The organism is Photobacterium sp. MCCC 1A19761 (assembly GCF_037389125.1).
Taxonomy (GTDB): Bacteria; Pseudomonadota; Gammaproteobacteria; order Enterobacterales; family Vibrionaceae; genus Photobacterium.
The window spans coordinates 122295-136876 of record NZ_JAZGTF010000017.1 but is presented as its reverse complement, the minus strand read 5'-3'; the positions used below and the strand labels follow the sequence as shown (position 1 = coordinate 136876).

General features: G+C 54.9%; 11 protein-coding genes. 3 read left to right on the top strand and 8 right to left on the bottom strand.

The annotated features are described in order from the left end of the window. The first annotated feature begins 181 nt into the window (after nt 1–181). The 3 genes from VV869_RS16255 (at nt 182) to VV869_RS16245 (ending at nt 4271) form a co-directional block, all read left to right on the top strand. Nucleotides 182–2221, top strand: a complete 2040-nt coding sequence (locus VV869_RS16255) for a sensor domain-containing protein (RefSeq protein ID WP_337735970.1) — start codon at nt 182–184, stop codon at nt 2219–2221. Nucleotides 2222–2387: 166 nt separating this feature from the next. Next, the gene (gene ubiU, locus VV869_RS16250; RefSeq protein ID WP_337735969.1) at nt 2388–3383 is read left to right on the top strand and encodes a ubiquinone anaerobic biosynthesis protein UbiU; all 996 of its coding nucleotides are present in this window, start codon (nt 2388–2390) and stop codon (nt 3381–3383) included. 12 nt (nt 3384–3395) lie between these two features. Beyond that, entirely contained in the window at nt 3396–4271 is an 876-nt protein-coding gene (locus VV869_RS16245; protein ID WP_337735968.1) for a U32 family peptidase, read from the top strand. A gap of 81 nt (nt 4272–4352) precedes the next feature. On the opposite strand, the gene nlpI is transcribed toward VV869_RS16245, so the two are convergent. The 8 genes from nlpI to rimP form a co-directional block, all read right to left on the bottom strand. Then, a complete protein-coding gene (gene nlpI / locus VV869_RS16240; protein ID WP_337735967.1) occupies nt 4353–5279 on the bottom strand; it encodes a lipoprotein NlpI in 927 nt (308 codons plus the stop codon). Between the two features lie 213 nt (nt 5280–5492). Next, complete coding sequence (pnp, locus tag VV869_RS16235; RefSeq protein ID WP_337735966.1) at nt 5493–7595, bottom strand: polyribonucleotide nucleotidyltransferase; 2103 nt, start codon at nt 7593–7595, stop codon at nt 5493–5495. A 300-nt stretch (nt 7596–7895) separates the two neighbouring features. Then, a complete protein-coding gene (gene rpsO / locus VV869_RS16230; protein WP_039458488.1) occupies nt 7896–8165 on the bottom strand; it encodes a 30S ribosomal protein S15 in 270 nt (89 codons plus the stop codon). A gap of 174 nt (nt 8166–8339) precedes the next feature. Next, nucleotides 8340–9284: a tRNA pseudouridine(55) synthase TruB gene (truB, locus tag VV869_RS16225; RefSeq protein ID WP_337735965.1), complete on the bottom strand. Its 945-nt coding sequence runs from the start codon at nt 9282–9284 to the stop codon at nt 8340–8342. A gap of 3 nt (nt 9285–9287) precedes the next feature. Beyond that, the gene (rbfA, locus tag VV869_RS16220) at nt 9288–9683 is read right to left on the bottom strand and encodes a 30S ribosome-binding factor RbfA (protein ID WP_337735964.1); all 396 of its coding nucleotides are present in this window, start codon (nt 9681–9683) and stop codon (nt 9288–9290) included. A gap of 98 nt (nt 9684–9781) precedes the next feature. After that, nucleotides 9782–12523: a translation initiation factor IF-2 gene (infB, locus tag VV869_RS16215; protein ID WP_337735963.1), complete on the bottom strand. Its 2742-nt coding sequence runs from the start codon at nt 12521–12523 to the stop codon at nt 9782–9784. A gap of 24 nt (nt 12524–12547) precedes the next feature. Beyond that, nucleotides 12548–14035, bottom strand: a complete 1488-nt coding sequence (gene nusA, locus VV869_RS16210; protein ID WP_337735962.1) for a transcription termination factor NusA — start codon at nt 14033–14035, stop codon at nt 12548–12550. 22 nt (nt 14036–14057) lie between these two features. Continuing rightward, on the bottom strand, nt 14058–14513 hold the full coding sequence (gene rimP, locus VV869_RS16205; RefSeq protein ID WP_337735961.1) for a ribosome maturation factor RimP: 456 nt from the start codon (nt 14511–14513) through the stop codon (nt 14058–14060). Nucleotides 14514–14582: the final 69 nt, after the last annotated feature.

Sequence of the window (14582 nt, the reverse complement as noted above, 5' to 3'; positions counted from 1 at the left end):
TTTCAGTCGCCACAATGGATTGATTGTATGGCAACAAGGACGATGGCTTTTATGCCTTGCATCAAAAAAATCAACTCTATAGCGGCAAAGTTTGGAATTCGACGACGGTCGCAGGTTATAGTAGCCATTATTTTTCAACTGGCGCCGTCTGCGTCAGCGCAACGGGATAGACGCATCATCCATGCCGACTGAGCAACTCAACTACTGGTTTCCGCTGCTAACCGACAACAGCCCTTTTCTGTTTGCGGTCCTCGATCCCAATCATCACTATCTGGTCGTCAACAGCCGCTACTGCGAAGTCAGCGGGATGGCGCGCGACGAGCTGATTGGCCGCAGTGATGCCGAGGTTCTGGGCCGGGCTTATTATGAGACCCTGCGCCCCTACTATGAGCGGGCCTTTCAGGGCGAATCAGTCGAAGGCGAAGTGGTGCTCAACGATAACCGCCACGAGACCAGCCTGCACTTCAGCCTGGCTCCGCTGCGAGATGCGCAAGGCAATATCCCGTACGTCGTGCTGCACTCGGCCGATACCTCCGAGCGTCAGGTGCTGGTGAACTCCCTCCAGGAGCTGGAGCATCAGCTGGCGCAGCTCAACCACCTGATCACCGACGGCAGCTGTATTGTCGAAGGCGATCTGATCATCTCAGCCAACGAGGCTGCCGCCGCGTTGCTCGGGTTTGAGTCGGTGCAGGATTTGGTCGGTGAAGAGCTGGGCCGGTTGCTGATCGACAGCCACACCCAGCGGGTCCTCGGCAGCCAGCTCAGTGAGCTCGGCCATCAGCAGCAGCGCCGGTGTCAGACCAGCCCCCGGTGCAGCACCGAGAAAACGCTCCAGGTGACCGTCTCCGATATTTCCCTGCTCGGCTCACCGGCCAAGCTGATCCTGCTGCAGGACATTTCCGAGCAAATCAGCCAGCAAGGTCAGGTGGAGCAGCTGGTCCATACCGATCCGCTGACCGGCCTGTACAACCGCCACGGGTTCAGTCGCCGTCTGGAGCAGTTGATCCAGCACAAGACGCCGCTGGTCATGCTCTACCTTGACCTGGACAACTTTAAAAATATCAACGACTCGCTCGGCCATCATATCGGCGACCGGGTGCTGCAGGAGATCGCCCAGCGACTGCGCCGACTGTTGCCCGAGCGCGCCGTGATCGGCCACCTCAGCGGGGATGAGTTTGCGGTGATCCTGCCCGAGCCCGATCACACCCGGATGGGGGATCAGATGGCCCAGCAGATCATTGCCCTGATCAACCAGCCGTTCGACCTGCACCATTTCAGCAAACATCTGGCCTGCTCCGTCGGCATGGTCAATTATCCGGGTGACGGCAATGATGCCCGGATCCTGCTGCAAAACGCTGACACGGCCATGTATGAGGCCAAAAATCGCGGCCGCAACCGACTGGTCAAGTTCAGCGAAGAGATGAACAAGGAAGCGCGGATGCAGCTGTGGCTCGAAATCGAGCTGCAAAAAGCCCTGCAACAGAACGGCCTGGAAGTCTGGTACCAGCCGAAGGTCGGCGCGCGGGATTTCGTCATTGACGGGGCCGAAGCGCTGGTGCGCTGGAAACATCCGGTCGAAGGCTATATCAGCCCGGCACAGTTTATTCCGGTCGCGGAGCGCTCCGGGTTGATCGAGCAACTGGGCCAGGTGGTGATGCGCGAAGTGTTCACCACGGTGCGTCAGTGGAAGCAGCAGGGGCTGCTGAACGGCCGGGTGGCGATCAATCTCTCGCCGCAGCAGTTCGGCAACCCGAACCTAATCAGCTTTGTCGAAAAACTGAAGCAGGCGACCGGCGTCGACCCGAGTGATATCACCTTCGAGCTGACGGAAAGCGCGGTGATGAGTGACAGCGATCATACGATCCAGATGCTGAACGCGATCAAACAACTCGGCTTTTCGCTGTCGATCGATGACTTCGGCACCGGCTATTCGTCGCTGTCCTATCTGGCCCGCTTCCCGCTCGATGAGCTCAAGATCGACCGGGCGTTTATCAAAGATATCGAAGCCATTCCCAAGCAGGTCACGCTGATCGAGAACATTATCAACCTCGGCAAAGCGCTGAACATGAGCATTGTTGCCGAAGGGGTGGAAACCCGCCAGCAGGCGACCCTGCTCTCGAACCTCAACTGTGACTCGATCCAGGGCTTTTATTTCTACAAGCCGCAGCCGAAAAACGAGCTTGATGCAATCCTGTTAGAGCACAGCCGCCATACCGACTGATCCGGGCGATACCGCCCGGCCGTCACCAGGCCGTCTCTACTTCCAAAGGATAAAATGTGAGAAATAAGTTACTTAATTCAACAAAACCTGCCTGACATCAAAATACGCACCGCATTCCCCCCCTAGTATTTCCGCCATCCTGTCCATCCTCACGGGTAGAAAAACTATGGAGCTACTATGCCCCGCCGGAAACCTGCCGGCGCTAAAAACTGCCATTGATCACGGCGCGGATGCGGTCTACATCGGTTTTAAGGATGATACCAATGCCCGCCATTTCGCCGGTCTGAACTTTACTGATCGCAAGCTGGAAAAAGCGGTCGCGTATGTCAAAGACCACCAGCGCAAACTCCACATCGCCCTGAACACCTTCGCCCACCCGGACGGCTTCGGTCGCTGGCAAAAGGCCGTCGATACCGCAGCGGCTATGGGCGTAGATGCCCTGATCGTGGCCGATATGGCCGTGCTCGACTATGCCGCCAATCGCTATCCGGATCTGGAACTGCATCTGTCGGTCCAGGCGTCGGCCACCAATACTGCGGCAATCGATTTTTATCATCAGAACTTTAACGTCAAGCGAGTGGTGTTGCCGCGGGTGCTGTCGATCCATCAGGTCAAGCAACTGGCCCGCAACAGCCCGGTCGAGCTGGAAGTCTTCGCCTTCGGCAGCCTGTGTATCATGTCTGAAGGGCGCTGCTATCTGTCGTCCTACCTGACCGGCGAATCCCCGAACACGGTCGGGGCCTGCTCCCCGGCGAAATTCGTCCGCTGGCAGGAAACGCCGCAGGGGCTGGAGTCACGCCTGAACGATGTCCTGATTGACCGCTACGCCGAGGGGGAAAATGCCGGGTACCCGACCCTGTGCAAAGGCCGCTTCGATGTCGACGGTCAGCGCTACCACGCTCTGGAAGAGCCGACCAGCCTCAATACACTGGCGATCTTGCCGGAGCTGTTCCAGGCCAACATTGCCTCGGTCAAAATTGAGGGCCGCCAGCGCAGCCCGGCCTATGTCGAGCAGGTGACCCGCACCTGGCGCGCCGCCATCGATCGCTACCGGGCCAACCCGGACAGCTACCAGGTCGAGCCGGCCTGGGATGCCTGCCTGGGCAATGTTTCCGAAGGGACCCAGACCACGCTGGGCGCCTACCACCGTAAATGGCAGTAACAGGAGCCGTCTATGAAATACGCCTTAGGTCCCTTGCTTTACTTCTGGCCCAAAACCGAGGTCGAAGCCTTCTATCAGCAGGTTCAGGACAGCAGCGCCGACATCGTCTATCTGGGAGAAACCGTCTGCTCCAAACGCCGCGAGCTCAGACCCGCCCACTGGCTGGAACTGGCCCGGGCCCTGTCGGCGACCGGCAAGCAAGTCGTCCTCTCAACCATGGCACTGCTCGAAGCCCCGAGCGAAGTCAATGTGATGAAGAAATACATTGAGAACGGGGAGTTCATGATTGAAGCCAATGATGTCTCCGCGATCCAGCTCGCCCGGGACAATGGGGTGCCTTTTATCACCGGTCCGGCCATCAACTGCTACAACGCCCAGACCCTGCGGCTGCTGCTCAAGCAAGGGATGGTGCGCTGGTGCATGCCCGTTGAGCTCTCGCGCGACTGGCTGCAACAGGTGGTGCGAGAATGCGAAACGATGGGGATCCGCGATCAGTTTGAAACCGAAGTCTTCAGCTACGGTTACCTGCCGCTGGCCTACTCGGCCCGCTGTTTTACAGCCCGGGCCGAAGATCGCGCCAAGGATGACTGCGAAACCTGCTGCATCCGCTACCCCAACGGGATCACCGTCAACAGCCAGGAGAGTCAGAAAGTCTTCACCCTGAACGGGATCCAGACCCAGTCCGGCTACTGTTACAACCTGATCAACGACCTCAGCAGCATGGCCGATCTGGTCGATGTTGTGCGCCTCAGTCCGCTCGGCACCGAAACCCTGCCGCTGCTGGATCAGTTCCGCGCCAATGAGCAGGACCCGCAGCACCATCCGCTGCCGGGCGGGCACCAGTGTAACGGCTACTGGCACAACCTGGCCGGACTGGAAATCCGCTAGAGTGACCACTGACGATCAAAAAAGCCGCAATCACTGCGGCTTTTTTGATAGCGACTATCCGGGGAAAGTCGACGACAGGTGTTATTCACTGTCCAGCGGCAACGCTTCTTCAAGCGATTCATCCGGTTGTCCCTGCGCGACCTGGGCTTCGGCCATCAACCGACTCAGCTCCAGCAACGCAAAGCGATGCTCGACAAACTCATACACATTGCCGGACAGCGCCAGCTTATACAGCATCAGGGCCGACTGGTAATCCTGGCGATGATGGTACTGCTTGCCCAGGTAAAAATAACCTTCGGTCAGACGCTCAGCCAGCATGGCATTGTCTTCGCTCTCCCGGCTGATTTGCGCTAGAAACTCAGATTCAGACACATCGCCCAGATACAGACGGACGATCTGCCAGCCCCAGTCCTGCTGCTCGCTAGCCTCGAAGCGCTGGCGCAGCCTCTCGTCGGCAGTCTCGGGCATCAGTACCTGCTCCACCAAGTACAGCCAGATCACCCGGTAGGGATCGTTCACATTCTGCTGGTAGTGCGCGATCAAATCTTCATGTGCCAGGTCGTAGCGGCCGCCGTAGTACAAGGCAATGCCGCGGTTTCTCTGGGCATACGGGTGACGCAGGTTCAGTTCCAGCGTTGAATCAAAGGCTTCATACGCGGCATCGAAATGGGCACTCTGGGTAAAATAGACCCCGAGAATGTTGAACACGTCCGGCTGATCCGGTTTCAGCGACAGTGACTGGTTAAAATCGAGACGCGCCAAATCACGTAATCCCAGGCTGTCATGCAGCAGGCCCCGCTCGTAGTACACCTGAGCCAGCGTATCGTCATCCAGGTCATTGCGCTTGAGCAACTGGTCGATCCGGGCCAGCTGGATCTGCTGTTGGATCGTCGGCTGGAACGGCACGGCCATTGGCGGGTGAACCCAATTCGATTGGGGGGCAGCGCTGCAGCCTGCCATCATCATAGAAATCGCGACAACGGCGACTTTGAACCTGTTTGCAATCAATGCAATTCTCCCTGAGGTGAATACAAACTGACGAATCTTCTTACTAGCTTATACCCAAACAACAGCAAGGTGCGATGTTCAGCCAGAATTGTTGGGCATCCATCATCCGGACCAATCGCGTGATCGCCGGATGCCATTCCACGTAAGCTAACGGATTCTCAGATATGAAAAAGGGGCAATAAGCCCCTTTATATCATGGTTTTTGCAAAAGCCTTATGCTTCTGGCTTGGCTTCTTCCGTCGCAGCTTCTTTCATGCTCAGACGAATACGGCCCTGGCGATCGATTTCCAGAACCTTCACTTTCACTTCCTGACCCAGCTCCAGGTGATCCGCAACTTTCTCGATACGCTCTTCAGCGATTTGAGAAATGTGGACCAGACCTTCTTTGGCGCCAATCACAGAAACGAAAGCACCGAAGTCAACGATACGCATGACCTTACCGGTGTAGATACGGCCAACTTCAACGTCCGCAGTGATCTCTTCGATACGACGGATCGCTTCTTTCGCAGCAGTCCCCTCGGTCGCTGCAATCTTCACGGTGCCATCGTCTTCGATTTCAATCGTCGTGCCTGTTTCTTCAGTCAGCTGACGGATCACTGCACCGCCCTTACCGATCACATCTTTGATCTTCTCAGGGTTGATCTTCATGGTGTGGATACGCGGCGCAAACTCAGAGATGTCTGCACGTGGCGCGTTGATGGCTTCATCCATCACGCTCAGGATATGAGAACGGGCACCTTTCGCTTGGTTCAGCGCGATCTGCATGATCTCTTTAGTGATCCCTTCAATCTTGATATCCATCTGCAGTGCAGTGACGCCGTCCGCAGTACCAGCCACTTTGAAGTCCATGTCGCCCAGGTGGTCTTCGTCACCCAGAATGTCAGACAGAACCACAAAGTCATCGCCTTCTTTCACCAGACCCATCGCGATACCGGCAACAGATGCTTTGATTGGCACACCTGCATCCATCAGCGCCAGAGACGTACCACAAACAGACGCCATAGAAGACGAGCCGTTTGATTCGGTGATTTCAGAAACCACACGCACGGTGTACGGGAACTCGTCCGCAGATGGCATCACCGCAGCAATACCACGCTTGGCCAGTTTACCGTGGCCAATTTCACGACGCTTCGGAGAACCCACAAAACCCGTCTCACCCACACAGTATGGAGGGAAGTTGTAGTGCAGCAGGAAGTGATCTTTACGCTCACCGGTCAGCTCGTCGATGATTTGTGCATCACGCTGGGTACCCAGTGTGGCAGTGACCAGCGCCTGTGTTTCACCACGGGTGAACAGAGAAGAGCCGTGGGTACGTGGCAGCACGCCAGTACGAACGTCCAACGCACGAACCATATCTTTTTCACGGCCGTCGATACGCGGGTTGCCGGCGATGATGCGGCTACGAACCACTTTCTTCTCCAGCGAGCTCAGCATGTCGCGGATTTCACGCTCATCCAGTGCCTCGTCTTGAGCCAGCAGCGTTTCAACTACGTCGCTCTTGATTTGACCGACCTGCTCGTAACGTGCCATTTTCTCAGTGATTTGGTATGCGTCTGTCAGACGTGCTTCCGCCTGCTCAGCAACACGGGCTTTCAGCTCGGTGTTTTCAACCGGCGCAACCCAATCCCATGCTGGTGTCGCAACTTCTGCCGCGAATTCTTTAATCGCGTTGATCACAACTTGCTGTTGATCGTGGCCGTAAACCACGGCTTGCAGCATTTGCTCTTCAGATAGGCGATCGGCTTGAGATTCAACCATCAGTACCGCGTTGTCCGTACCGGCAACCACCAGGTCCAGACGGCTTTCAGCCAGCTCAGTGTTGCTTGGGTTCAGGACCAGCTGGTCGTTGATGTAACCCACACGTGCCGCACCGATTGGGCCATTGAACGGGATACCGGAAATCGCCAGTGCCGCAGACGTACCAATCATGGTCACGATGTCTGGTTGCACGTCCGGGTTTACAGAAACCACAGTTGCAATTACCTGGACTTCATTTTTGAATGCATCAGGAAAAAGCGGACGGATAGGACGGTCAATCAGACGAGCAGTCAGGGTTTCGCCTTCAGATGGACGGCCTTCACGCTTGAAGAAACCACCTGGGATTTTACCCGCAGCGTACGTACGCTCTTGGTAGTTTACAGTTAACGGGAAGAAGTCCTGGCCTTCAACGGCTTCTTTCTTACCCACAACGCTGACGAATACCGCGGTATCGTCCATGCTTACCATCACTGCGGCTGTCGCCTGACGAGCCATTACACCAGTTTCAAGGGTAACCGTGTGGTTACCGTACTGGAAAGTCTTTACGATAGGATTCACTTGAATTTCCTTTATTTATTCCGCTTTCTGTTTGCGCCGTTAAGTATATCCGACCCGGCAAAAAGCGTCATGTGATGAAAGGCAACTTTGCAGTGATTTCACGTATCGCGACTAATGATAGTTCTCGACCAAGCTAAGAACTGTCATTAGCCGCGACCTCAAGGTCGACGAAAACGACTCGTGATCCACTTTCAAGCCACCCGTGTCAGGGGCGAACCCCGTTTCGGGGCTCAGGCGACCGGAACATCCGACGCCCTAAAAAAAGAAAGGAGCCATAAGGCTCCTTTCTCCAAAGCAATCTTAGCGACGCAGGCCCAGACGCTTGATTAGGTCTTGGTAGCGGTCCAGATTCTTACCTTTCAGGTAGTCCAGCAGCTTACGACGACGAGAAACCATACGTAGCAGGCCACGACGGCTGTGGTGGTCGTGCTTGTGGTTCGCAAAGTGACCTTGCAGGTGGTTGATTTGTGCTGTCAGCAGTGCAACCTGAACTTCTGGAGAACCTGTGTCGTTTTCGCCTTGCGCGTATTCAGCAACGATTGCTGCTTTAGTTTCTGCATTCAGAGACATAACTCATTCCTAATACAAATATTGTTTCTAATTTGTGGCAGCCAATCTCTGATTCAGCCGACACCCGAGCCGCGAATTATACTTGGCCCCTTGCGGAACTACAAGCAAAGATTCTGTTCAATCGTACGGATTTCGGCGCGCTGAAAAACACGCTGAAATCCCCCCGAAAGGCGGTTAAGCCGGCTTGTTGGCCATCACCCGTTTCGGGGCCAGCATGCCTTCTTCGTCGATCACACCGACGCCGATAAACTCGCGCGGCTCACCAACCGTGATCCGAACCTGGGTGCCAGTCGCCGGCACACGGCCGGCCTGGACCGGATTCCCGTGCAGGATATACGTAGCCAGCATCGGTAGGATATTCACTTCCGGCAAATCCTGCACCGCGGTATCGGTTGGCAACAACAGCGGATCCAGCAGCTCGCGCGGCGCAATGTCTTGCTCCTGTGCCTGAGCCAGCAGCGCATCCAGCTGTTCCAGCGTGACCATGCGATCGAGCGGGTAGTTCGATACCCCGGTCCGACGCAGGTAGGTCACGTGCGCGCCACAACCCAGCATCTCGCCCAGATCATCGACGATGGTACGGATGTAGGTGCCTTTCGACACATGCAGTTCCATCTCGACTTCGTTGTCGCTAAAGCGCAGCAATTCGACCGAGTACACGGTGATCTTCCGGGACTCACGCGGCACTTCAATGCCCTCACGGGCATACTCGTACAGCGGGCGCCCCTGGTATTTCAAGGCCGAGTACATGGACGGGATCTGATCGGTGGTGCCGCGGAACTTGGCGATACAACGCTCCAGTTGGCCCCGGTCGACCTTCACGTCGCGGGTCTCAACCACTTCGCCGTCAGAATCCGAAGTATCCGTCCGCTCGCCCAGCTTGGCAATCACCCGGTAGCGCTTGTCCGAATCCAGCAGAAACTGGGAAAACTTGGTGGCTTCCCCGAAACAGATCGGCAGCATCCCGGTCGCCAGCGGATCCAGCGCGCCGGTATGACCAGCCTTTTCCGCAAAAAAGATACGCTTCACTTTTTGCAGCGCATCATTGGAGGTAATACCGGTTGGTTTATCCAGCAGGATCACCCCGTCAACCGGGCGCCCCTTACGACGACGTGCCATGGTTTATTCCTCGTCTTCCGTCTCTTTCCCACCGCGACGCTCTTCATCATCACGGACAGCCTTGGTGACCAGATTGGAAATGCGCATCCCTTCGGTCAGCGACTTATCAAAAATAAAGTTCAGCTCCGGCGTCACGCGCAGACGGATCTGCTTGCCCAGCAGCGAGCGGATGTACGGTGCCATTTCACGCAAGGCTTCCAGGCTGTCTTCCGCAGTCTGCTCACCCACGGTCAGGAAGGTGACATACACTTTGGCGTAACCCATGTCACGCGAAACATCAACGCTGGAAATGGTCGCCATCCCGATGCGTGGATCTTTGATTTCACGCTGCAGGATCACAGCCAGCTCTTTTTGTAATTGCTGGGCAACCCGCTGCGTGCGGCTAAATTCTTTAGACATTCATGCCTCTCCTCGAGAATAACTCTCTTGAAAGAATGGGGAGCCGAAGCTCCCCATGGATAATATGTAAACCTTACAGAAGGCTATGACCTTGATAATTAGTCAAGAGTACGCTGAATTTCAACGATTTCGTAAACTTCGATCTGGTCACCCACGCGAACATCATTGTAGTTCTTCACGCCGATACCACACTCGTAGCCGTTCTTGACTTCCTGAACATCATCTTTGAAGCGACGCAGGGATTCCAGCTCACCTTCGTAGATCACTACGTTATCACGCAGGACGCGGATTGGGTTGTTACGCTTGATCAGGCCTTCCGTCACCATACAGCCGGCAATTGCACCAATCTTAGGCGACTTGAACACGTCACGGACTTCAGCCAGACCGATGATTTCCTGCTTGAACTCAGGAGACAGCATGCCGCCCATCGCTGCTTTCACTTCATCAATCAGCTGATAGATGATGGAGTAGTAGCGCAGATCCAGGTTCTCAGTTTCAATCGTCTTACGCGCAGACGCATCCGCACGGACGTTGAAGCCCAGAACGATCGCATTCGAAGCAGCCGCCAGGACAGCGTCAGTTTCGGTGATCCCACCTACACCAGAGCCCACGATGTTTACTTTCACTTCATCAGTAGACAGCTTGCGCAGTGAGTCAACGATTGCTTCAACAGAGCCCTGAACGTCAGCTTTCAGTACCACGTTCAGTTCAGCAACTTCTCCGGCAGTCATGTTCGAGAACATGTTCTCCAGTTTCGCTTTCTGCTGACGCGCCAGTTTCACGTCACGGAATTTACCTTGACGGTACAGCGCTACTTCACGGGCTTTACGCTCGTCACGAACCACGGTGGCTTCATCACCAGAAGACGGTACGCCAGACAGACCCAAGATCTCGACCGGAATCGACGGACCCGCTTCTTCGATTTCACGACCCAGTTCGTCACGCATCGCACGAACACGACCGTGCTCAAGACCACACAGAACGATGTCGCCTTTACGCAACGTACCTTCTTGAACCAGAACGGTAGCGACCGGGCCACGACCTTTATCCAGACGTGATTCAACAACCACACCTTTCGCCATGCCTTCAGCTACCGCTTGCAGCTCAAGCACTTCAGCCTGAAGCAGAATCGCTTCCAGCAGGCCATCAATGTTGGTCCCTTGCTTCGCAGAGATATGAACAAACATGTTCTCGCCACCCCACTCTTCTGGGATCACGTCATACTGCGCCAGCTCGTTCTTCACATTGTCCGGGTTGGCATCTTCTTTATCGATCTTGTTCACCGCAACGATCAGCGGAACACCGGCCGCTTTGGCGTGCTGGATCGCTTCGATCGTCTGAGGCATCACGCCATCATCCGCCGCCACAACCAGAACAACGATATCCGTCGCCTGCGCACCACGTGCACGCATGGCCGTAAAGGCGGCGTGTCCCGGCGTATCCAGGAAGGTGATCATGCCATTGTCTGTTTCAACGTGGTATGCACCGATGTGCTGGGTAATACCACCGGCTTCGCCAGAAGCAACATGGGCTTTACGAATGTAATCCAGCGTCGAAGTCTTACCGTGGTCAACGTGGCCCATGATGGTCACAACCGGCGCACGCGGTACGGCCGTCAGGTTTTCATCGCGATCAGACAGAACGGCTTCTTCAAGCTCGTTTTCTTTACGCAGAACAACCTTGTGGCCCATTTCTTCAGCAACCAGCGCTGCTGTTTCCTGGTCGATCACCTGGTTGATCGTTGCCATTGCGCCCATCTTCATCATCACTTTGATGACTTCTGACGCTTTCACTGACATTTTGCTGGCCAGCTCAGAAACCACGATGGTTTCGCCGATCACAACATCTTGTTTGGCAACCGTTGCGGTCTTGTCAAAACCATGCTGCATAGAAGTCGGCTTCGCCATCTGCTTTTTGCCGCGTGGACGCTGGTTGCGGCCACCACGGGCACCAGAGCCACGTTCACTGCGCTCGTCAGTTTTCGCGCCAGCTTTCTTTTTCTTACGGCGGCGAGCGCCTTCTTCTTTCTGATCCTGTTCGTCTTCAGCTGCGCGTGCGTAGCTGGACGTTGTCGTGTGGTAATCAGATTTTTCCATACTTACTGTATCCTGATCAGGTTTTGACCAGTTTTTCTCGTTTTGTTCTGCCATCTTGCGTGCCTCTTCTAGCTGGCGCTGACTCTCTTCTTCGGCTTTACGCTTGGCTTCCTCTTCCCGGCGACGTTGGAGCGCCTCTGCTTCTTTCTTAGCCATTTCGTCAGCGGCGCGTTTGGCCTTATCTTTGGCTAAACGCTGTTCCTCAGCTTCACGCTCCTGCTTATCCTCTGCGTCACGCTTGGCCTTAACTTCTGGATCTTGCTTAGCTTTCTCATCAGCTAAGCGCTTCTCTTCAGCGGCACGTTGCGCCGCCTCTTCTGCCTCACGCTTAGCCTGCTCTTCCGCTGCGCGTTTTGCGGCTTCTTCCGCTTCACGCTGCGCAGCTTCTTCAGCCTGACGCTTTGCTTCTTCAGCAGTACGCTGCTCTTCTTCAAGAGCAGAGCGTTTGACATAGGTGCGCTTTTTGCGCACCTCGACCTGAACACTTTTATTCTTGCCACCTGAACCCGACACGCTCAGCGTGCTACGGGTCTTCCGTTGCAGAGTAAGGCGTGTCGGAGCCTCGTCAGTACTGCTCGCACCACCGTGTTCTTTCTTCAGGTGGGCTAACAGCGACTGCTTTTCTTGTTGGCTTACGCTTTCTTCAGCTTTCTTGCTGATACCAGCATCGGCAAACTGTTGAAGCAAACGATCAATCGGTGTTCCAATTTCCTCGGCTAATGCTTTAACGGTAACCTCTGACATGCTGCTCCTCCCTTGCTATAAAATTTAGGCTTCGTCGCTGAACCAGCAGATATTACGTGCGGCCATAATCAGCTCGCCCGCTTTCGCTTCGTTCATGCCCTCGATATCAACCAGATCATCGGTGCCTTGATCAGCCAGATCTTCCAGCGTGCATACACCTTTCGCCGCCAGTTTGAACGCCATATCGCGCTCCAGGCCATCCAGGGCAAGCAGATCTTCCGCAGGCTCAACACCTTCAAAAGACTCTTCCTGCGCAAGAGCAAGGGTCGTCAGCGCTTCTTTCGCACGGTTACGCAGATCTTCAACAGTGCCTTCATCCAGGCCATCTATAGTCAGCAGCTCTGAAACCGGAACGTAAGCAATTTCTTCCAGTGTGGTGAAGCCTTCTTCAACCAGTACCGTAGCGAAATCTTCGTCGATATCCAGATGCTTGGTAAACACTTCGATGGACTCTTGTGCTTCTTCCTGGTGTTTCTTCTGAAGATCCTCAACGGTCATCACGTTGAGTTCCCAACCCGTCAGCTGTGACGCCAGGCGGACGTTCTGACCGCTGCGGCCAATCGCCTGTGCCAGGTTGTCTTTCTCAACCGCGATATCCATGGTGTGGTTGTCTTCATCAACAATGATGGAGCTCACTTCAGCCGGCGCCATCGCATTGATCACATATTGTGCAGGATTCTCATCCCACAGCACGATATCGATACGCTCGCCACCCAGTTCACCGGAAACCGCCTGAACACGGGCACCACGCATCCCCACACACGCACCAACCGGGTCGATACGCTTGTCGTTGGTTTTCACCGCGATTTTCGCGCGAGAACCCGGATCACGGGCTGCACCCATCAGTTCGATCAACTCTTCGCCAATTTCCGGCACCTCGATGCGGAACAGCTCAGACAGCATTTCCGACTTCGAACGTGTCATGAACAGCTGGAAACCGCGCGCTTCAGGGCGTACAGCATACAGCAAGCCGCGAACGCGGTCACCCGGACGGAAGTTTTCACGCGGCAGTTGGTCATCACGCTGGATCACCGCTTCTGCGTTGTTGCCCAAGTCAACCACCACGGCGTCGCGGTTCACTTTCTTGACGATACCAGTGATCAGCTCACCTTCGTTGTCGATGAATTGCTCCACAACCTGCGCACGTTCAGCTTCGCGAACTTTCTGAACGATCACTTGCTTGGCCGTTTGCGTCGTGATGCGGTCGAATGTTACCGATTCGATTTGCTCTTCGACATAGTCACCCAGCTCGATGGTTTCATCATCGTACTGTGCCGCTTCCAGAGTCATTTCCAGCGTTGGATGAGCCACTTCCTCAACCGCTTTCCAGCGACGGAACGTGTCAAAGTGGCCCGTTTTACGGTCAATCGCCACTCGGACATCAATTTCTGCTTCGTATTTTTTCTTAGTCGCTGTAGCCAGCGCGATCTCTAGTGCTTCGAAGATACGCTCACGAGGTACAGCTTTCTCATTGGATACCGCTTCAACGACAGCCAAGATTTCTTTGTTCATTTCTAATGCCCCAATTTAGCGGTTAGAATTTTGGAACCAGGTTGGCCTTGGAAACATTGCTCAGTGCAAAGGTTTCTTCATTGCCATCGACTTTTAATGTGATCATCTCACCGTCAACGGCAGCAATGTCACCCTTCCACTTGCGGCGGTTATTCATCGCCATTTTCAATACCAGGCTGACCTCGTGGCCAATAAATTGCTGATAATGCGCTGCTTTAAACAGCGGCCTTTCCAGACCAGGGGAGGAAACCTCCAGGTTGTAGGCAACAGTGATCGGATCTTCAACATCCATCACCGCGCTAATCTGGCGGCTCACATCAGCGCAGTCTTCCACCGTAATCCCATTTTCATGGTCAATGAAAACACGCAATGTCGAGTGCTCACCGGCACGGATAAACTCCAGGCCGACCAGCTCATAGCCCAAAGCAACCACAGGTGCTTCAAGCAATTCAGTTAATTGCATCTCTAAAGCTGTCAAGACAACCCCCCGGAAACAAAAAAAGGGCACTAAAGCCCAGTAGATACCTGAATGGTCATTTTTCAGATA

What these genes read in the sequence shown, in the direction of transcription:
- VV869_RS16255 (WP_337735970.1), top strand. Translation starts at nt 182, where the DNA reads ATGCCGACTGAGCAACTCAACTACTGGTTTCCGCTGCTAACCGACAAC.
- ubiU (WP_337735969.1), top strand. Translation starts at nt 2,388, where the DNA reads ATGGAGCTACTATGCCCCGCCGGAAACCTGCCGGCGCTAAAAACTGCC.
- VV869_RS16245 (WP_337735968.1), top strand. Translation starts at nt 3,396, where the DNA reads ATGAAATACGCCTTAGGTCCCTTGCTTTACTTCTGGCCCAAAACCGAG.
- rpsO (WP_039458488.1), bottom strand. Translation starts at nt 8,165, where the DNA reads ATGTCTCTGAATGCAGAAACTAAAGCAGCAATCGTTGCTGAATACGCG.
- truB (WP_337735965.1), bottom strand. Translation starts at nt 9,284, where the DNA reads ATGGCACGTCGTCGTAAGGGGCGCCCGGTTGACGGGGTGATCCTGCTG.
- rbfA (WP_337735964.1), bottom strand. Translation starts at nt 9,683, where the DNA reads ATGTCTAAAGAATTTAGCCGCACGCAGCGGGTTGCCCAGCAATTACAA.
- infB (WP_337735963.1), bottom strand. Translation starts at nt 12,523, where the DNA reads ATGTCAGAGGTTACCGTTAAAGCATTAGCCGAGGAAATTGGAACACCG.
- nusA (WP_337735962.1), bottom strand. Translation starts at nt 14,035, where the DNA reads ATGAACAAAGAAATCTTGGCTGTCGTTGAAGCGGTATCCAATGAGAAA.